This is a genomic window from Flavobacterium limicola, from assembly GCF_003634755.1.
Classification (GTDB): Bacteria; Bacteroidota; Bacteroidia; order Flavobacteriales; family Flavobacteriaceae; genus Flavobacterium; species Flavobacterium limicola.
On the sequence record NZ_RBXA01000001.1, the window covers coordinates 713,182 to 732,167 of the forward strand.

Annotated in this window: 14 protein-coding genes and 1 tRNA gene; 8 read left to right on the forward strand and 7 right to left on the reverse strand. The window is 35.8% G+C overall.

Annotated elements, in window-relative coordinates:
• Positions 1 to 35 precede the first annotated feature (35 nt).
• Both BC952_RS03145 and BC952_RS03150 read right to left on the reverse strand, forming a co-directional pair.
• Entirely contained in the window at positions 36 to 836 is an 801-nt protein-coding gene (locus BC952_RS03145) for a TIGR00266 family protein (protein ID WP_121364210.1), read from the reverse strand.
• A 261-nt stretch (positions 837 to 1,097) separates the two neighbouring features.
• A complete protein-coding gene (locus BC952_RS03150) occupies positions 1,098 to 2,390 on the reverse strand; it encodes an aminopeptidase P family protein (RefSeq protein ID WP_121364211.1) in 1,293 nt (430 codons plus the stop codon).
• A 202-nt stretch (positions 2,391 to 2,592) separates the two neighbouring features.
• Between BC952_RS03150 and BC952_RS03155 the strand changes: the two genes are divergently transcribed.
• Complete coding sequence (locus tag BC952_RS03155; protein ID WP_121364212.1) at positions 2,593 to 5,430, forward strand: WD40/YVTN/BNR-like repeat-containing protein; 2,838 nt, start codon at positions 2,593 to 2,595, stop codon at positions 5,428 to 5,430.
• Between the two features lie 74 nt (positions 5,431 to 5,504).
• On the opposite strand, the gene aceA is transcribed toward BC952_RS03155, so the two are convergent.
• Together aceA and aceB are read right to left on the reverse strand one after the other, a co-directional pair.
• Positions 5,505 to 6,785, reverse strand: coding sequence for an isocitrate lyase (gene aceA / locus BC952_RS03160; RefSeq protein ID WP_121364213.1), 1,281 nt, complete (start codon positions 6,783 to 6,785; stop codon positions 5,505 to 5,507).
• 51 nt (positions 6,786 to 6,836) lie between these two features.
• Entirely contained in the window at positions 6,837 to 8,438 is a 1,602-nt protein-coding gene (gene aceB, locus BC952_RS03165) for a malate synthase A (protein WP_121364214.1), read from the reverse strand.
• 162 nt (positions 8,439 to 8,600) lie between these two features.
• Between aceB and BC952_RS03170 the strand changes: the two genes are divergently transcribed.
• From BC952_RS03170 to BC952_RS03185, 4 genes are all read left to right on the forward strand, one after another.
• Complete coding sequence (locus BC952_RS03170) at positions 8,601 to 10,082, forward strand: helix-turn-helix domain-containing protein (protein WP_121364215.1); 1,482 nt, start codon at positions 8,601 to 8,603, stop codon at positions 10,080 to 10,082.
• A 441-nt stretch (positions 10,083 to 10,523) separates the two neighbouring features.
• The gene (locus tag BC952_RS03175) at positions 10,524 to 11,189 is read left to right on the forward strand and encodes a succinate dehydrogenase cytochrome b subunit (RefSeq protein WP_121364216.1); all 666 of its coding nucleotides are present in this window, start codon (positions 10,524 to 10,526) and stop codon (positions 11,187 to 11,189) included.
• A gap of 13 nt (positions 11,190 to 11,202) precedes the next feature.
• On the forward strand, positions 11,203 to 13,203 hold the full coding sequence (locus BC952_RS03180; protein WP_121364217.1) for a fumarate reductase/succinate dehydrogenase flavoprotein subunit: 2,001 nt from the start codon (positions 11,203 to 11,205) through the stop codon (positions 13,201 to 13,203).
• Positions 13,204 to 13,256: 53 nt separating this feature from the next.
• A complete protein-coding gene (locus tag BC952_RS03185) occupies positions 13,257 to 14,003 on the forward strand; it encodes a succinate dehydrogenase/fumarate reductase iron-sulfur subunit (protein ID WP_121364218.1) in 747 nt (248 codons plus the stop codon).
• 80 nt (positions 14,004 to 14,083) lie between these two features.
• Here the strand turns inward: BC952_RS03185 and BC952_RS03190 are convergent, their stop codons facing one another.
• Positions 14,084 to 14,647 carry a hypothetical protein gene (locus BC952_RS03190; RefSeq protein ID WP_121364219.1) on the reverse strand — a complete coding sequence of 188 codons (564 nt, stop codon included), beginning with the start codon at positions 14,645 to 14,647 and terminating at the stop codon, positions 14,084 to 14,086.
• 71 nt (positions 14,648 to 14,718) lie between these two features.
• Here BC952_RS03190 and BC952_RS03195 point away from each other — a divergent pair, with 71 nt between their 5' ends.
• Complete coding sequence (locus BC952_RS03195) at positions 14,719 to 15,489, forward strand: amidohydrolase (protein WP_121364220.1); 771 nt, start codon at positions 14,719 to 14,721, stop codon at positions 15,487 to 15,489.
• Here the strand turns inward: BC952_RS03195 and BC952_RS03200 are convergent.
• Positions 15,486 to 17,144: an Ig-like domain-containing domain gene (locus BC952_RS03200; RefSeq protein WP_121364221.1), complete on the reverse strand. Its 1,659-nt coding sequence runs from the start codon at positions 17,142 to 17,144 to the stop codon at positions 15,486 to 15,488. The two genes, BC952_RS03195 and BC952_RS03200, sit on opposite strands and share 4 nt — an antisense overlap.
• Positions 17,145 to 17,354: 210 nt before the next feature.
• Between BC952_RS03200 and mce the strand changes: the two genes are divergently transcribed.
• Together mce and BC952_RS03210 are read left to right on the forward strand one after the other, a co-directional pair.
• The gene (mce, locus tag BC952_RS03205) at positions 17,355 to 17,756 is read left to right on the forward strand and encodes a methylmalonyl-CoA epimerase (RefSeq protein WP_121364222.1); all 402 of its coding nucleotides are present in this window, start codon (positions 17,355 to 17,357) and stop codon (positions 17,754 to 17,756) included.
• A gap of 142 nt (positions 17,757 to 17,898) precedes the next feature.
• Positions 17,899 to 17,972, forward strand: a tRNA-Ile gene (locus BC952_RS03210).
• 408 nt (positions 17,973 to 18,380) lie between these two features.
• On the opposite strand, the gene BC952_RS03220 is transcribed toward BC952_RS03210, so the two are convergent.
• Positions 18,381 to 18,968, reverse strand: a complete 588-nt coding sequence (locus BC952_RS03220; protein ID WP_121364224.1) for a riboflavin synthase — start codon at positions 18,966 to 18,968, stop codon at positions 18,381 to 18,383.
• Positions 18,969 to 18,986 lie beyond the last annotated feature (18 nt).

An 18,986-nucleotide genomic window follows, 5' to 3' on the forward strand; every position in this document is an offset into this window, starting at 1 on the left:
TTCCATTTCTGAAAGCCGTTTGTAATTATTAAAATTTAAAATCGTCTATCCCCATCGAGCAAACTACCTAATCCACCTAATAAACTTCCTTCGTCACGACTGTTTCCGCCAGCTCTTGGAGCAGATGCTATGATTCTGTCCGCAAGTCGGCTGAAAGGCAAGGATTGTACATAAACTGTTCCCGGACCGCGAAGTGTGGCGTAAAACAGACCTTCACCACCAAAAATAGAATTCTTGATGCCGCCAATAAACTCAATGTCATAATCAACATCTTTTGTAAAGCCTACGATACAACCGGTGTCCACTTTTAGGATTTCGCCTGCGGCTAATTCTTTTTTGGCCAATGTTCCTCCGGTATGTACAAACGCCATTCCGTCGCCTTCTATTTTTTGCATGATGAAACCTTCGCCACCAAACAATCCACGACCGAGTTTTTTAGAGAATTCGATTCCCACAGAAACACCTTTGGCAGCGCAAAGGAAAGCGTCTTTCTGGCAAATGAATTTTCCGCCAAATTGTGTTAAGTCAATTGGGATAATTTTTCCTGGATAAGGCGATGCAAATGAAACTTTGCTTTTGGTATTGTTTTGATTGATAAATGCTGTCATAAAAAGACTTTCTCCAGTAAGTACTCGTTTTCCGGCGCTTAATAGTTTACCGAACAATCCGTTTTCCTGCCCAGAGCCGTCTCCAAAAATGGTTTCCATTTGGATATTATTGTCCATCATCATAAAACTTCCCGCTTCGGCAATTACAATTTCCTGTGGGTCCAGTTCTATTTCCACATATTGCATTTCCTCGCCGTAAATGTGGTAGTCTATTTCGTGTGCTTGCATGATTTCAGTGTTTTAAGTTTTTTAAATATGTCGGAAGGGTGATTATAAAGTTACAGCTTTAAGATGAATTTTGGAATTACAGATATTCTCGTTGAAGCGCAAGGGATAAAAGCGGAAAGCCCACAGTCTTGTCTTTTTAGACGAGACGAGGACTTATAGCGGATAGCCCGACGCAGCTGGAGTTTATGGAAGCTGGGTTGCGCCCAAAAAAAAATCGGTTCACATTGCTGTAAACCGATTTGATTGTATGTATTTAAGAAATTAACTATTCATTAATTCTTCTATTTCGTCCACTTCAATTGGGATGTTGCGCATCATATTGAAAGGTTCGCCGCTTTCCTGAACGATAATGTTGTCCTCCAGACGGATTCCGAAACCTTCAGCAGGAATGTAAATCCCTGGTTCTACGGTGAACACCATATTGGCTTGCATTGGCTCGGTCAGGATTCCGTAATCGTGCGTGTCCAATCCCATGTGGTGGGAAGTTCCGTGCATGAAATATTTTTTATAGGCAGGCCATTCTGGGTTTTCGTTTTGCACATCGGCTTTGTCAATAAGACCCAAACCTAGTAGTTCTGAAGTCATTAATTTCCCTACTTCGATATGGTATTGTTTCCAAAGTGTTCCTGTAGTCAGCATTTTTGTCGCTTCGTTTTTTACACGCAATACTGCATTGTAGACTTCTTTTTGTCTTTTGGTATATTTTCCTGAAACCGGAATGGTACGCGTCATATCACTGGAATAATTCGCATATTCAGCTGCAACATCCAGTAAAATCAAATCACCGGCTTTGCATTGTTGGTTGTTTTCGATGTAGTGCAACACATTGGCATTGTTTCCGGAAGCGATAATTGGCGTGTAAGCGAAACCTCTGGAACGGTTGCGAATGAATTCATGAATCAACTCGGCTTCGATTTCGTATTCGGTCACGTTTGGTTTCACGAAAGGCAATAATCGTCTAAAACCAAGTTCAGTAATATTACAGGCTTTTTGGATTAAATCCAATTCTTCGGTTTCCTTTACAGAACGAAGGCGTTGCAATATCGGGTTACTTTTTGCAACAGTATGTGCCGGATATTTCTCTTTCCACCATTTTACAAAACGGGCTTCGCGTGTTTCAGTTTCTACGGTAGCACGGTAATGCTCATTTGTATTGATGTAAATTGTTTCAGCATGCGTCATCATTTCGAACAAAACTTTCTCAAATTCCTGTAACCAATATACGGTTCTGATTCCTGTTACTTCAAAAGCACGCTCCTTTGTCAGTTTTTCACCTTCCCAAATTGCAATATGTTCGCTGGTTTCTTTCAAAAATACCATTTCTCTTTGGTGCTCATAAGGCGCATCCGGGAAAAGCAATAAAATGCTTTCTTCCTGATCTACTCCGCTTAAATAAAAGATATCGCGGTGTTGTGCAAACGGCAAAGTACTATCGGCGGAAACGGGGTAAATATCATTAGAGTTGAAAATGGCAACGCTTTTTGGCTTCATCTGAGCCATGAACTTTGCTCTATTTTTTATAAATAAATCTCGGTCAATTTGGTGGTATTTCATATGTTGATTTTTTTATTTAATTGTAGTAAAATGCAATCTTAATGGGCGTTTTTATGGATAAACATAAATAACATTATACAATTCTTATTTTTTATATTGATTATTCAAAAATACTAACTTTGAGAGAAACGGATGTTAATTACACTATAAAATTTTTAGATAACTATTTTTATGATTAATTTTCCAATTCAAATCAGATTTTATGAAAAAAATAGTACTCTTCTCTGCCTTCATAGTCCAAAGTGTCTCTTGGGGACAGGTTTCTGCTGAAGCGATTCAGCAATCATTGGAAGCCAAAAAAATAATGGAAAATCAATCGCTTTTTCAGCAGGTTACTTTCGAAAATGTTGGGCCAACGGTGATGAGCGGAAGAGTGGTGGATGTGGATGTAAATCCGGAAAATCCAACCGAATTTTATGTGGGGTACGCTTCAGGCGGACTTTGGTACACGAATAATAACGGAATGAGTTTTTCGCCGGTTATGGATGCGGCGCCTACGCAAAATGTGGGTGATATTGCGATAGACTGGAAACGAGGAACGATTTGGGTAGGAACTGGCGAAGTGAATTCGTCCCGATCGTCTTACGCCGGAATTGGAATTTTAAAATCCGAAGATAAAGGGAAGACTTGGCAAAATATGGGATTGCACGATAGCCATCATATTAGTAGAATCTTGATAAATCCATCTAATCCAGATGAAGTTGTTGTGGGCGCAGTGGGACATTTGTATTCGAAAAATGAAGAAAGAGGAATTTATAAAACGACTAATGGCGGAAAAACGTGGAATAAAACCCTTTATATCGACGATGAAACCGGGATTATTGACGTGGCTGTTTCGCCAAAAAACTTTAAGATTCAATTTGCGGCTTCTTGGAGCAAAGACAGAAAAGCATGGGATTTTATAGGAAGCGGAGCTACTTCAGGAATTTATAAAAGTGAAGATGCAGGAATGACATGGAAACTTTTTACGAATGCTGAAAGTGGGTTTCCTGTTGGAGAAGGCGTTGGGAGAATTGGTTTAGCGGTATATGACGATAATAACGTGTATGCTGTTTTGGATAATCAATTCAAAAGACCGTTGCAATCCAAAAAAAGCAATTCATTACCAATTGCATTTTCTATGCCGGGAGACGAATTCCTTAAATTACCCAATAAAAGCTTGAATTCTATTCTAAAGAATTACGGTTTAACTGAAAAATATAGAGCTGAAAACATCAAACACTGGGTTCAAAACGGGTATTTGCAACCTAACGAAGCGGCAAAAGTGGTTTTGGATGCGATAAATAGTTTGGCCGAAACAGAGGTTATTGGTGCCGAAGTGTATAAATCAAGTAACGGAGGAAAAAATTGGACGAAGACCCACCAAGATTTTATCGATGATTTCTTTTATTCGTACGGGTATTATTTTAGCGTGATTTCTGTTGATCCAAACGATGTAAATAAAATTTATTTATCAGGTGTACCCATTATAAAATCAAATGATGGCGGAAAAACATTCACTTCCATAAGCGAAGAAAATGTTCACGCAGATCATCATGTAGTTTGGGTGAACCCAAATAAATCCGGACATTTAATTAATGGAAATGACGGTGGTTTGAACATTTCGTATGATGATGGAGCGCATTGGGTAAAAAGTAATTCGTACTCCGTAAGTCAGTTTTATGCAGTGAATGTAGATGAGCAAGAACCATATAATATTTATGGCGGGATGCAGGATAATGGCGTTTGGGTTGGACCAAGTACGTATAAATATTCCTCAGAATGGTACCAAACCGGAAAATATCCTTATGAAAATTTGATGGGAGGCGATGGAATGCAAACTCAAATTGATAAAAGAAATCCAAATATTGTTTTTACGGGTTTTCAATTTGGAAATTATTATAGAATTGATCGTGCAACTAACAAGCGAGAGTATGTTTCGCCAAAGCCAAAAAAGGACGAAAAACCGTTCCGATTCAATTGGCAGACGCCTATTTTATTGTCTTCGCACAACCAAGATATTTTATACATGGGATCTAATTTCTTGCATCGCTCTATGAATCAAGGGCAAACTTGGACGGCTATTTCCCCTGATTTGACGCAAGGAGTGAAAGAAGGAAATGTAGCTTTTGGTACCATCGCTACGATCAGCGAAAGTACTTTACAGTTCGGATTACTTTACGCAGGAAGTGATGATGGATTGATTCATGTTTCGAAAGATGGCGGTGCAACTTGGAACAAAATTTCGGGAAATTTACCTCAGAATCGTTGGGTTTCCAGAGTCGTGGCTTCGGCGCATAAGAAAGAAAGAGTCTATGCAACTTTAAATGGATATCGAAATGATGATTTCACGAGTTATGTGTATGTGTCAGATGATTTTGGGCAAACCTGGAAAAATATCGCCAATAATTTGCCTGCAAATCCAGTGAATGTAGTTGTTGAGGATAATGTAAATGAGAATGTTTTATATCTGGGAACGGACAACGGACTGTACGTTTCGTTAAATAAAGGAACAACTTGGGATGATTTTTCGAACGGAATTCCGAACGTTGCGGTTCACGATTTAGTGATTCAAAAGGTAGCGAAAGATTTAGTGGTGGGAACTCATGGACGTTCGATTTATAAAGTTAACTTGGATCAAGTGCAACAACTGAATGATAAAGTGGTAGCGGAAAATCTTCATATTTTTGAGCTTAAAAAGATAAAAAAATCAAGAGAATGGGGTAACAGTTGGAGTTCTTGGGCTAAAGCTTCAGAGCCAAAAGCAGAGATTTGGTTTTATTCGAATGGGGATTCAGAAGTACTTTTGCAAATTGAAAACAGTTTTAAAGAAGTCGTTTATTCTCAGAAAGTGAAAGCGTCAAAAGGATTGAATAAACACGTTTACGATCTTTCAATGACTAAAACGGCAGCGGATAATTGGAAAAATAAAGACAAAAAACTAAAATTGGAGCAAGCTAAAAACGGCAACTATTATCTTCCAATTTCAGTGAATAAAATAAGCATTCAAAAAGGAAAAGACAAAGTGGTTACTGATATTGAGATTATTGAATCAAAATAGAAAGTCTTTTTATTTAAAAAACAAAAAACACGATTTCAGATGAAATCGTGTTTTTTTTATGATAACTATTTTGTTTAGAACTGCGCCGCTTCAGTTGAATCTTTCATTGCTGTTGTAGAAGATTTTCCAATTGTCACGGTGTTTTGTACCGCATCAAAATAGGAAGTTCCTACGAAACCTTGGTGTTTAACCGCTTTGAAACCGTGTTTTTGCAAAGCAAATTCTCTTTCCTGCAATTCAGAATAGCCTGCCATTCCTCTTTCTTTGTAAGCTTTAGACAATTCGAACATACTCGTATTCAAAGCGTGGAATCCTGCCAATGTGATGAATTGGAATTTGTATCCCATTGCAGCAAGATCTTCGCGGAATGTTTCCATTTCAGCAACGGATAATTTTGCAGCCCAGTTGAAAGAAGGCGAACAATTGTAAGCCAACATTTTTCCTGGGAATTTTGCGTGAATTCCTTCAGCAAATTGTCTTGCGTAATCAAGATCTGGATTACTGGTTTCCATCCAAATTAAATCAGCGTAAGGCGCATAACTCAATCCTCTGTCAATTCCTTGCTCCACACCACAATTTACATAGAAAAAACCTTCTCCAGTTTTTTCACCCGTAATAAATTTAGCATCTCTTGGGTCAATATCGCTAGTCAATAAGTTAGCTGCATCAGCATCTGTACGGGCAACAACAATTGTTGGTGTTCCCATAACGTCAGCTGCTAATCGAGCCGCAATCAATTTATTGATGGCTTCTTGCGTAGGAACCAATACTTTTCCACCTAAGTGGCCGCATTTTTTAGCAGAACTCAATTGATCTTCAAAGTGAACTCCCGCAGCTCCCGCTTCAATCATCGATTTCATTAATTCGAAAGCATTCAGGTTTCCACCAAAACCAGCTTCGGCGTCAGCAACAATAGGAACTAAGTATTCTTTTTTGTCAGCAGTTCCGTTTACTACTTGTATTTGGTCTGCTCTCAAAAGCGCATTATTGATTCGTTTTACCACTAACGGTACGCTGTTAGCAGGATATAAAGATTGGTCAGGATACATTTCTCCAGCTACATTTGCATCAGCAGCAACCTGCCACCCGCTCAAATAAATAGCATCTAATCCTGCCTCTACTTCTTGAATGGCTTGGTTTCCGGTAAGCGCGCCAAGTCCGGCTACAAAATCCTGAGCATTTAGTTTGTTCCATAAATTATTGGCTCCAATTCTGGCTACACTATGTTCTATTTGATAAGAACCTTGCAATTTCACCACTTCTTCAGCAGAGTATGGTCTCTCAATACCATTCCATCTTGGGTTAGTAATCCAGTCAGTAACTAATTCTTGAATTCTTGTTTCTGTAGTTTTCATTTTTTTTCTTTTTTTTGGGTTGTTTGTTAACTAGAAATTGTAGTTAGTTTTTTAAATGTATTTATATCCTGGAATAGTCAAAAATTCTATAAAATTGTCGTTGACCACCAGAATGTCTAATAATTGTTCGGCTAGTCTGTATTTTTGGTTTTCATGATTTTCGTCACCAACGAGCTTTCTAATTTTTTCAAATTCTTCCATGGCTAGTCGATGATAGTATTTTTCATTCAATACTTTTTGATTGTCCAAAATCACTTCGTTTTGTAGCCATTGCCACAATTGTGATCTCGAAATTTCAGCAGTAGCGGCATCTTCCATTAAATTGTGTAATGCGGCAGCGCCTTGTCCGTTGAGCCATGAAGCGATATATAAAACTGAAATACTGATGTTTTTTCGAACACCTTCCTCAGTAATTGTCCCTTTTGGAGTTTCCAATAAATCACTTTCGGTCACGTGTACGTCTTCTCTTTTTACATGAATCTGATTTTTAGTCGGCATGTATTTATCGAATACCGTCATGGCCAGTGAAACCAAATCCGGATGTGCCACCCAAGTTCCGTCATGTCCATTTTTTGCCTCACGTTCTTTGTCGGCAATTACTTTGTCGAAAGCTGTTTTATTAGCTTCTTCGTTATTTTTTATCGGAATTTGTGCTGCCATTCCACCTATTGCATGAATGTTTCGTTTGTGGCATCTTTGAATAACTAATTGGGAATATGCACTCATGAATGGTGCGGTCATAGTCACTTGATCTCTGTTTGGAACGATGAAAGCCGAGTTCTTTCTTAATTTTTTGATGTATGAAAAGATGTAATCCCATCTTCCGCAGTTAAGACCTACAATGTGATCTTTCAGTTCAAAAATGATTTCGTCCAATTGAAAACTGGCAGTTATCGTTTCGATTAAAACTGTTGCTTTAAATGTTCCGTTTTTTACGCCCAAATATTCCTGTGTGAATTCAAAAACTTCGTTCCACCACCTGGCTTCTAAATAATGTTCTAATTTTGGAATGTAAAAATATGGAGCAGTTCCATCTTCAATAAGTTGCTTGTAATTATGAAAAGCATACAAACCAAAGTCAACTAATGAACCAGAAGTTTGTTTACCATCTACCAAAAAATGTTTTTCCGGCAGATGTAATCCTCTTGGTCTAACAAGCAGAATGGCGGTTTTGTCGTTCAGACTGTATTTTTTATTTTTTATGGTGTCTTCAAGAGTAATGGTTTTATTGACCGCGTCTTTTAAGTTTTGTTGACCAGTTATCAAGTTGCTCCATGTTGGGGAAGTACTGTCTTCAAAATCAGCCATGAAGGTTTTTGCTCCTGAATTCAATGCGTTGATAACCATTTTTCGGTCTACTGGTCCAGTTATTTCGACTCTTCGGTCTAATAAATCTTCAGGAGTTTTAGCGGCTTCCCAATTACTTTCTCTGATGCTTTTTGTTTCAGTAGGAAAAGTGGGTAATGCGCCTTGATCAAATAAAACTTGTTGCTTTTTTCGTTCCTCTAAAAGCGCTAGTCTTCTTTCATTAAAATTTTCATGAAGTAAAGACAAAAAAGTCATTGCTTCGTCAGTTAAGATTTCCGGGTAATGCTCGGTGGTTTCTTCTGAAAAATTTAACAAATTTTTCGAATATACTTCTTTTAAATTCATTTTAAAACGTATTTAATTTAACAATAATGAAGTTTTGTTAATAATTTATGATTGTTTAACAGTGCAATGATACAAAAAGTTTTTTACAAAACAAGCGAACGTACGCTAAAAATGAAAAATATTTTTTTTGAAGGATTTATTTTTTAGCGTACCTTTGAATTTATGAATATAGAAAAGGATTATATCAAGTTGATTTTTGGGCTTAAACTAAAGCAGGTTAGGACTAGTAGGAATTTATCGTTATTTGGTTTGGCAAAGATTACGGACCTCTCAAAATCGTATTTGAACGAAATTGAAAAAGGGAAGAAATACCCCAAAACGGATAAAATTATTCTTCTGGCCGAAAAATTAGAAGTTTCCTATGACAGTATGGTTTCTTTAAAACTGGATAATAATTTAGCGCCTATTGGTGAAATTTTAAAATCAGGTATTTTAAAAGAAATTCCTTTGGAAATTTTCGGTATTCAGGAAAATGACCTTATTGATATTATTGCAAATGCGCCTGCAAAAGTGAATGCGTTCATAAGTACAATTATTGAAATTGCACAACATTATAACTTGACACGAGAAAGTTTTTTTCTGGCTGCATTGCGTTCGTATCAAGAAGCACACAATAATTATTTTGAAGACTTGGAGCAAAAGGTATTGGATTTCTCGAATGCATTTCATGTTAATATTAACACTAAGATTTCTGTCGAAGAATTAACGGCTATTCTTATTGAAGAATATGGCTATACAATCAATGAAATTGTTTTTTCGGAACACGAGCAATTGGGAGATTTAAGGTCCATATTTGTGCCTAAGAGTAAAACTTTATTGCTTTCACTAGATATTGATGAGCCTCAAAAAGCCTTTATTTTGGCAAAAGAAATCGCTTATAATTATTTAGAAATAAGCGAGAGATTGTATACTTTCAGTTGGATTAAATTCGATAATTTTGATCAGGTTTTAAATAATTTTTATGCCTCCTACTTTGCTGGAGCTTTGCTTATTCCAAGACAGTTATTGATCGATAAACTGAATGTATTTTTGTCGAAAACAAATCCTAAGGCTGAGGAAATGATTGAGCTCATGGGTAGATTCAATGTATCACCGGAATCTTTCTACCAGAGATTAACGAATATTTTGCCAAAGGATTTTCAATTGAAAAACCTATTTTTCCTTCGATTGTCTCATCAAATCGGTTCAGATACGTATCAAATTAAAAAGGAATTGCATATAACGAATCAGCAGGAGCCGCACGCAAACGAAATGAATGAGCATTATTGTAGAAGATGGGTTTCTATAAAAACCATTGTCGAGGCAATAAAGCAAAATAAAAGGCATTATTTCAGTGCTCAGATTTCTCGTTATGACAACAGCAGTAATGAATACCTTGTTTTTTCATCGGCTACACTGGATCCTTTCAAAAAAGATTGTTTGAGAAGTATTTCTGTAGGTATATTGATTACGCCTGGAATGAAAAAGAAATTTAAATTCATGGAAAATCAAACCATTCCCAAACAACTTGTTGGAGTTACCTGCGAAACCTGTGCGGTTAAAAACTGTCAGGAAAGAGCTTCGCCTCCAATACAATTAGAGCAGAAAACCCGTAACGAAAATACGGATTTAATTGTGCAGCAATACATGGCAAAATTCAGTTAGACTCAATTCAATTTCTTGATAAAATGAACTGAATTCTTTAGTTTTTGTCCTTTAGATTTTTATTAATTATAGCACTTGTTTTTATTTTTTGTTTTAAAGCATAAAAATTTGAAGAAGATTTGAATGTGCTTATTTTTGGGATGTAAAAAGGAAATTTTTGTTCTTTTTGATGATTTAGAAATAAATAACACTAAAAATTAGTGAATTGGTATTTTTTGACGGTTTTAAAGTTGGTTTTAATCATTTTCTTAGCCACATATTCTGTACTATTTTGTTTAACCGTTTTCTTCCTGTTTTTACATTTATGTTTGATATTTAAGGATTTCTTGATATTTTGTGTAAAACACTTTAAAATGATTATAAATAACAGCGAAAAGGTTGTAGTTACTGTCTAATTGCTCTATTTTTGTATAATTTTTTAAAACAAATTATATAAATCTTATGGCAAAATCTGCATTATTGAAATCGTCAATAGCAAAAAAAGTAGCTATGGCGCTTTCTGGACTTTTCTTAATTTTATTTTTAGCACAACATTTTTTTATAAACAGTACCTCAGTTTTTAGTCCTGATACTTTTAACTCTATTTCTCATTTTATGGGGAATAATCCATTGGTTCAGTTTGTAATTCAGCCAATTCTTATTATCGGTGTTGTTTTTCACTTTACAATGGGTATTGTTTTGGAAATCAAAAATAACAGTGCCAGACCAATTTCTTATGCAAAGAATAACGGAGCTGCTAATTCTTCTTGGGCTTCAAGAAATATGATAGTAAGCGGTTTAGTAGTTCTAGCATTTATTTTACTGCATTTTTACGATTTTTGGGTTCCTGAAATGGTTTATAAATACGTAGATGGAAGTCCGTTAAACGAAACAAGATACTTCGCTGAGTTGACGCACAAATTTGTAAGTCCGGTTCGTACCGCTATTTATTGTGTTTCATTTGTTTTGTTATCGCTTCACTTATGGCATGGTTTCAATTCTTCGTTCCAATCGGTAGGATTCAATAATAAATATTCAAGATCATTACATAAATTAGGATATGCTTTTGCAATTGTAGTTCCTTTTGGTTTCATTTTCATTGCATTATTTCATCATTTTAATCATTAATATTAAATTATAAATGGCATTAGATTCAAAAATTCCAGGAGGTTCAATTTCGGACAAATGGACAAATTATAAAGATCATATTAATTTAGTAAACCCTGCTAACAAACGTAATTTAGATGTAATTATAGTTGGTACAGGTTTAGCTGGAGGTTCTGCTGCTGCAACTTTAGCAGAATTAGGATATAACGTAAAAGCATTTTGTTTTCAAGATTCACCACGTCGTGCGCACTCTATTGCTGCACAAGGGGGAATTAACGCTGCAAAAAACTATCAAGGAGATGGAGATTCAACTTTCCGTTTGTTTTACGATACTGTAAAAGGAGGAGATTACCGCGCCCGTGAAGCAAACGTTCACCGTTTAGCTGAGGTTTCTACAAATATTATTGACCAGTGTGTGGCTCAAGGAGTTCCTTTTGCTCGTGAATATGGTGGATTATTAGACAACCGTTCTTTTGGAGGTACATTAGTTTCTAGAACTTTTTATGCTAAAGGACAAACAGGACAACAATTACTGTTAGGGGCTTATTCAGCAATGAATCGCCAGATAGGTCGTGGAAAAATAAAAATGCACAACCGTCACGAGATGCTGGATTTAGTTATCGTAAACGGAAAAGCAAGAGGGATTATCGCTCGTAACTTGGTTACAGGAGAAATCGAAAGACATTCTGCTCATGCCGTAGTTATTGCTTCAGGAGGATACGGAAACGTGTTTTTCCTTTCGACTAACGCGATGGGAAGCAATGTTACAGCAGCTTGGAAAATTCACAAAAGAGGAGCTTATTTTGCAAATCCTTGTTATACGCAAATTCACCCAACTTGTATTCCAGTATCCGGAGATCATCAGGCAAAATTGACATTAATGTCAGAATCATTGCGTAATGATGGACGTATTTGGGTTCCAGCAAAATTAGAAGATGCTAAGGCGATTAGAGAAGGCAAGTTAAAACCAACTCAAATTGCAGAAGCGGACAGAGATTATTATTTAGAAAGAAGATATCCTGCTTTCGGGAATTTAGTACCTAGAGATATTGCTTCTCGTGCTGCTAAAGAAAGATGTGATGCAGGTTTTGGTGTTAATAAAACTGGAGAAGCTGTTTACCTTGATTTTGCTGCGGCAATTGAAAGATATGGAGTGGATCAAGCGAGATTAAAGCATTTAGACGAGAATGATAAAGCTTTAGTCATTAAATTAGGAACTGAAGTTGTTGCTAATAAGTATGGTAACTTGTTCCAAATGTATGAGAAAATTGTGGATGAGAATCCATATTCAACTCCTATGATGATTTACCCAGCTGTACATTACACGATGGGAGGAACTTGGGTTGATTATAACTTACAGACTACAATTCCGGGTTGTTTCTCTATTGGAGAGTCTAACTTTTCAGATCACGGAGCAAATAGATTAGGAGCTTCTGCATTAATGCAAGGTTTAGCTGATGGATATTTCGTTCTTCCGTATACAATTGGAGATTATTTAGCGCCAGACATTAAAATGGGGACTATTTCTACTGATTTGCCGGAATTTGAGCAAGCAGAAAATAATGTTAAGCAACAGATTGAAGCTTTAATGAATAACGGTGGTTCTAAACCAGCAGATTACTTCCATAAGAAATTAGGAAAAATCATGTGGGACAAAGTTGGGATGGCTCGTAATGCTAAAGGTTTGACTGAGGCACAAAGTGAAATTGCCGCAATTAGAGAAGAATTTTATAAAGAGGTAAAAATTCCTGGAACAGCTAATAGTTTCAATACTGAACTGGCTAAAGCACTTCGTATTGCAGATTTCCTTGAATTGGGAGAGTTGTTTGCTAAAGATGCTTTACATAGAAATGAATCTTGTGGAGGTCACTTCCGTGAAGAGTATCAAACACCAGAAGGAGAAGCACAACGTGACGACGAAAACTTTGCATACGTTGCAGCATGGGAATACAAAGGTAATCCTAGCGATGCAGTGTTGCACAAAGAAGAGTTGAAATTCGAAAATGTTAAACTAGTTCAAAGAAGTTATAAATAGTATTTAGAAAAGTCTCGATACTTAATTCTTAATACTTAATACTTACAAAAAAAATGAAACTTACATTAAAAATATGGCGTCAGAAAAATGCCGCTGCAGAAGGAAAAATAGTTGAATATCCAATAGATGGAATTGAGCCAGATATGTCTTTTCTTGAAATGCTTGACATTTTGAACGATAAATTAATCGTGAAAGGCGAAGATACTGTTGCTTTTGACCATGATTGCCGCGAAGGAATTTGCGGAATGTGTTCTTTGTTTATTAATGGTGAAGCACATGGACCTGACCGTTTAGTTACTACTTGTCAATTACACATGCGTAAATTTAAAGATGGAGATACTATATTTATCGAGCCGTTTAGAGCGAAAGCTTTTCCGGTAATTAAAGATTTAGTAGTTGATAGAGGTGCATTCGACAGAATCCAGCAATCTGGTGGGTTTATTTCTGTAAACACATCTGGAAACACTATCGATGCCAATACAATTCCTATTCCTAAACACGATGCTGACAGAGCTTTTGATGCAGCTACATGCATTGGTTGTGGAGCTTGTGTAGCAAGTTGTAAAAACTCATCTGCTATGCTATTTGTCTCTGCAAAAGTGTCTCAGTTTGCTTTATTACCACAAGGTAAAATTGAAGCTGCTGACCGTGTAATGAATATGGTTGCTCAAATGGATGCAGAAGGTTTTGGTAACTGTACCAATACTGGAGCTTGTGAAGTAGAATGTCCAAAAGGAATTTCTCTTGAAAACATTGCCAGAATGAATAGAGAATATTTATCTGCAAGTTTAAAAGGATAAAAATTCAAAGTATATAATTAAAAAACGCATTCAATGTTAAAGTTGAATGCGTTTTTTTATGCAAAATAATCAGTCTTAAATTAATCTTTCCATCCCCAAGGTGCGGAAGGTGTTGCTACTGTTTTTGTTAAGTCAAACTTCACGGTAAACAGTCGGTCTGAACCGATGCGTCTTAAGTTGTAGGTAAAAGATGTTTCGTCTAAAGTAATCCACCATACATTTGCGGAAGCATTTGGAATCAAATCACAGGTTTGTTGATCTGCCGGAAAAAACTGAAGCGTCGATGAGCCAGAATTTGAGGCTATTCCGCCGTATTGGGTCACCTTATCTTCGGAACCGTCTTCGTGACGGTGATCGTGTTTCAATTGGATTCGGTCATTTTTATAGGTTAACACCCAAGTTCTTGATTTGTCCTCTCCTACAAAAAACGGAATCCGAATCGTATTTTCGTCACAGTTGCGAACGTGCATTACTAGTTTTTTATCTCGAAATGTGTCATTTGCAGCGCCTTCTTTGATTTCTCCTTCAAAGGATTTTCCGCATTGTTTTTGTAAGTTTTCCCAAAATTGTTTTGCCCCTGATTTTTCTTGTCCAAAAATTAAAATAGAGAATAACATGGTGCATGCAAGAAGTATCTTTTTCATAAAATTGTTTTTTGCTAATATAATGAACTTCTGGTATTGTGATATTTCTTATTTTTATAAAAAATAAAATCATGCAAGTCACCCTGATCCAAGCTCCTTTAATTTGGGAAAATCCAAAGTCAAATCGCAATTACTTTGAAGTAAGAATCAAATCAATTACTGAAAATGTTGATTTAATTGTTTTACCGGAAATGTTTACGAGCGGCTTTACAATGAATCCCGAACACGTGGCTGAAACTATGGATGGTAAAACAGTAACGTGGCTTAAAGTGTTGGCGAAAGCCAGAAACTGCGCTATCACGGGAAGTTTAGTTATTGCGGAAAATGGGAATTTATACAATCGATTAGTGTTTGTGTTTCCTTCCGGAGCAATTCAATTTTATGATAAAAGGCATTTGTTTACTTTGGCTGGAGAAGACAAAGTTTATACGAGTGGTGACCAAAAAATAGTGGTGGATTATTTGGGTTGGAAAATTTGTCCGTTGATTTGTTATGATTTGCGATTTCCTGCTTTTTCCAGAAATTCAGATGATTATGACTTGCTGATTTATGTGGCAAGTTGGCCAAAAATAAGAACCAATGCTTGGGATGCTTTATTAAAAGCTAGAGCAATAGAAAACATGTGTTATGCCATTGGCGTCAATAGAATCGGGACTGATGCAAATGGTTATGAATATATTGGGCACTCGCAAGCTGTCGATTTTTTGGGGAATTATGTATTGGAACCAGAAGAATCTGAAGGTTTTTTTACGGTAGAATTAGACCAAGAAAAAATGTTGGAAACGAGACAGAAATTAGGTTTTTTGAACGACAGAGATTTTTTTGAAATAAAAAATAGCTAGTTCTGATTTTTCTTATCGGTTTTCTCTTTAGGTTTAGGGATGTAGGGAAGACTCAAATCAAAAGCTATGGTAACGTCCCAATTTTCCCGAACAGGAATTTCTTCGGAAAAGTAAATCACTTCTTCTGCCTGACGCTTTTCTAAATAATTTCCTGGATCCCACTCCTTATTTTTGTTGGTGTCATAAATAGCGCGCAAGGTATAAATAGCTGGCTCGATTAAATTAAAGTCTATGGTGGTGTTCTTATCAGTGTATTCAGTTGCTAAAACATCGCCTTTTAGATTCGTGAGTTCAACTATAACAGGAAATTGTTTGACGTTTTCTAATGATACAGTAAGATTCCCGTACACATCAGTGCTATTAGTTTTTAATTTATACGTTAAAGTATCATTTGTTTGTTCAAAAAAATCAGTCAGCGCTCCGGGTAAGAGTTCAAAAGTGTAGTTTTCCGAAGGTTCATTTTTGAAGTCAAAATACAATTTTTGATTAAACTCATCGTATTCTGATGTAAAAACTACTGGAGCCTTTGCATTGTTGATTACGCTTATTTTCGAATTTTCAATGCGGATTAATGGAGTTGAACTTTCTAATGTAAAACGCTCACGGAATTTCAAATTGCCGGTTTGGATCGCTGAAATCTTTAAAGTATCTTTTTTCTGGTCTTTGATTTTAAAATTGAAGTTTGTTTCGTATTTGTCTTTGGCTACAGCCAAATTCAGCGAATCAACTTTGATGGGTTTGTACCAGACTTGTAGGGAATCCTTTTTTGGAAATTTAGTAATGATCGTAGACAAGATATCATTGTTGTTTTTTAGTACTATTTTTGGACTTGCAGCCGCAGAATTCACATTGCCTTCGTATCCTAGGAACAGTCTGTTTCCGGATGCTTGGGTTGGTTTAAAAGTTTTGAAAGGAAGCGTTTCCTTGAATAATTCTAACTCGTAAAGCGTATCATTCGGAATAGTAATAAAGTCTTTGCTAAACCCAATTTTGTCTGTTTTTGGATTGTATTTGTTATTGCTATTGTAGTCTTTCATGGCTACAAGCAGATATTTCCCGGCTTTTAAATTCTCAAAACGAAAAGTCTTAAGGCTGTCTAATGTGTTGGTCACATATCTTGGGGTCTCATTATAAACTACTGAATCTTTGAAAGTGTCATTCACGTCATAAAGCATAACCGAAACGAATGACTCAACTTCCTTGTCATAAGCGCTTTTTACTGTTCCGCCAAGGCTTAAAGAGTCAATATAATTGCCGGTAGAAAATACGTATTTGAATTGATTGAATGGATTTCCTTCATTATTATCAGCGATGCTTTGGCCAAAATTAAAGCTGTAAGTGGTGTTGGGTTGTAGCGTGTCTTTGATTTTTATTGTAATCGTTTTGCTTGCCGTTGTTGGTAAAATCAACGGTTCATTTTTCATTGGGGGTGAAATGATTAATTGTTTGTTCAAATTTTTCAATTTGATATTCTCGTCAAAGACCAACTTAATTTCATTTCCTTTGAAGTTGGTATTGAAATTTTCAGGGAAACTCATTTTCAAAACAGGGGCTATGGTGTCTTTTAAACCACCAGTGATGGAGCCTCTTTTAGCACAGCCAACAGTAATTAAAAGCAATAGAAAGAAGGTATATTTTAAATTGTTTTTCAACATATCAAATCATAATTAGAATCTACAAAATAACAATTATAATTCATGCAATCGAAATTTTTTATAGAATTATTATGAGCGGTCAAATTCAGATTACTTTTTAGAATGTAACTCTATTTTTTGTTTTTAATGTTTAATTTTACATCCATCAAGTTGTGAAGCATATGTATACTTCTTGAATTTAAAATGAATGTTGAATTGATAGTATAAGTGATGAGAAAAATAGAACATATAGGAATTGCTGTTAAAGATTTAAAAGTGTCGAATTTAGTTTTCGAAAAACTCTTTGGTGCTCCGGCTTATAAATTTGAAGATGTCGAAACCGAAGGTGTGACAACTTCTTTTTTTATGAATGGACCTAATAAAATTGAGCTTCTAGCTGCAACTAATCCAGACAGTCCTATTGCTAAATTCATAGAAAAAAAGGGAGAAGGAATTCATCATATCGCTTTTGATGTAGAAGATATTGTTTCGGAAATAGCACGTTTGAAAAACGAAGGGTTTATAGTCTTGAATGAAATCCCTAAAAAAGGTGCTGATAATAAAATTGTTGCGTTTTTGCATCCAAAAAGCACGAATGGTGTTTTGATTGAATTGTGTCAGGAAATAAAATAATTTCATTATTGTTGCATGGGTAGTATTCTAATATTCAGTTGGTTTCTGTTTGAACAAAACTAATAATGAAACTATATTTAAATCTAAGTCAAAAATATTTGGAGCAAATGAAAAATAGTGGTAATATTGCAAACTCTAAACCGGTCCTATAGCTCAGCTGGTTAGAGCACCTGACTCATAATCAGGTGGTCCCTGGTTCGAGCCCAGGTGGGACCACAGAAAACCTTGTTTTTTAGCAAGGTTTTTTTTATTTATAAAAGTTTTGTTTGAACAAGTTTGTCTTGCATTTTGTGAAAAAGATGTTTATTAGTTGGATTAGCATTGAAGAAGATTTGTTTTTAAACAATAGATTTTTATATTTGACATTATGAAAATAGTTCAGAAAAACGCATTATGTTTTGTTATCTTTTTTTTTAGCATTTTTAGTGTAATTGCTAAGGAAAGTCCTCCTTCGCCTACTTACAGAACGCCTCCGACTCCTCCTCTTTTGCCTATAGATGAGAATATATATATAGTAATGATAATAGGTTTTTTATTTGGAATTTATATCATTTACAGTAATAGGTTAAAAACAAAAACCACAATTTAATTGGGGTTTTTGTTTTTTAACGAAGAATATAGTTTTTATTTGTTTGCGTACAATCTGGAAATGTATTTACCGATCACATCAAATTCAAGATTTACTTTTGTCCCTACCACGAAATTTTTGAAATTAGTATGTTCATAAGTGTAAGGAATGATAGCTACGCTAAACTGATTTTTTTGGGAGTTTACTACCGTTAAGCTTACTCCATTTACGGTGATTGATCCTTTTTCGATAGTAATGTTGTTTAATTTTTCATCATATTCAAAAGTGTAAAGCCAGCTTCCGTCAGTTTGTTCGGCAATGATGCAGGTTCCGGTTTGGTCTACATGACCTTGAACAATATGGCCGTCAAGTCTGTCGCCAAGTTTCATTGCTCTTTCTAAGTTGACGCTGTTGCCAACTTTCCAATCGGCTAAATTTGTTTTTTTTATAGTTTCATCTATAGCGGTAACGGTATAAAAATCGTCTCCAATTGCAACAACGGTAAGGCATATTCCGTTATGGGCTACACTTTGGTCTATTTGAAGTTCGCCGGTGATAGATGCGTTTATTGTGACATGAATGTTGTTCATGTCTTTTTTTATTTCTTGGATGGTGCCAAGGGTTTCTATGATTCCTGTAAACATTTCTTGTTTTATTTTACT

Coding starts and splice junctions, on each gene's coding strand:
- BC952_RS03145 (WP_121364210.1), bottom strand. CDS start 836: ATGCAAGCACACGAAATAGACTACCACATTTACGGCGAGGAAATGCAA.
- BC952_RS03150 (WP_121364211.1), bottom strand. CDS start 2,390: ATGAAATACCACCAAATTGACCGAGATTTATTTATAAAAAATAGAGCA.
- BC952_RS03155 (WP_121364212.1), top strand. CDS start 2,593: ATGAAAAAAATAGTACTCTTCTCTGCCTTCATAGTCCAAAGTGTCTCT.
- aceA (WP_121364213.1), bottom strand. CDS start 6,785: ATGAAAACTACAGAAACAAGAATTCAAGAATTAGTTACTGACTGGATT.
- aceB (WP_121364214.1), bottom strand. CDS start 8,438: ATGAATTTAAAAGAAGTATATTCGAAAAATTTGTTAAATTTTTCAGAA.
- BC952_RS03170 (WP_121364215.1), top strand. CDS start 8,601: ATGAATATAGAAAAGGATTATATCAAGTTGATTTTTGGGCTTAAACTA.
- BC952_RS03175 (WP_121364216.1), top strand. CDS start 10,524: ATGGCAAAATCTGCATTATTGAAATCGTCAATAGCAAAAAAAGTAGCT.
- BC952_RS03180 (WP_121364217.1), top strand. CDS start 11,203: ATGGCATTAGATTCAAAAATTCCAGGAGGTTCAATTTCGGACAAATGG.
- BC952_RS03185 (WP_121364218.1), top strand. CDS start 13,257: ATGAAACTTACATTAAAAATATGGCGTCAGAAAAATGCCGCTGCAGAA.
- BC952_RS03190 (WP_121364219.1), bottom strand. CDS start 14,647: ATGAAAAAGATACTTCTTGCATGCACCATGTTATTCTCTATTTTAATT.
- BC952_RS03195 (WP_121364220.1), top strand. CDS start 14,719: ATGCAAGTCACCCTGATCCAAGCTCCTTTAATTTGGGAAAATCCAAAG.
- BC952_RS03200 (WP_121364221.1), bottom strand. CDS start 17,144: ATGTTGAAAAACAATTTAAAATATACCTTCTTTCTATTGCTTTTAATT.
- mce (WP_121364222.1), top strand. CDS start 17,355: ATGAGAAAAATAGAACATATAGGAATTGCTGTTAAAGATTTAAAAGTG.
- BC952_RS03220 (WP_121364224.1), bottom strand. CDS start 18,968: ATGTTTACAGGAATCATAGAAACCCTTGGCACCATCCAAGAAATAAAA.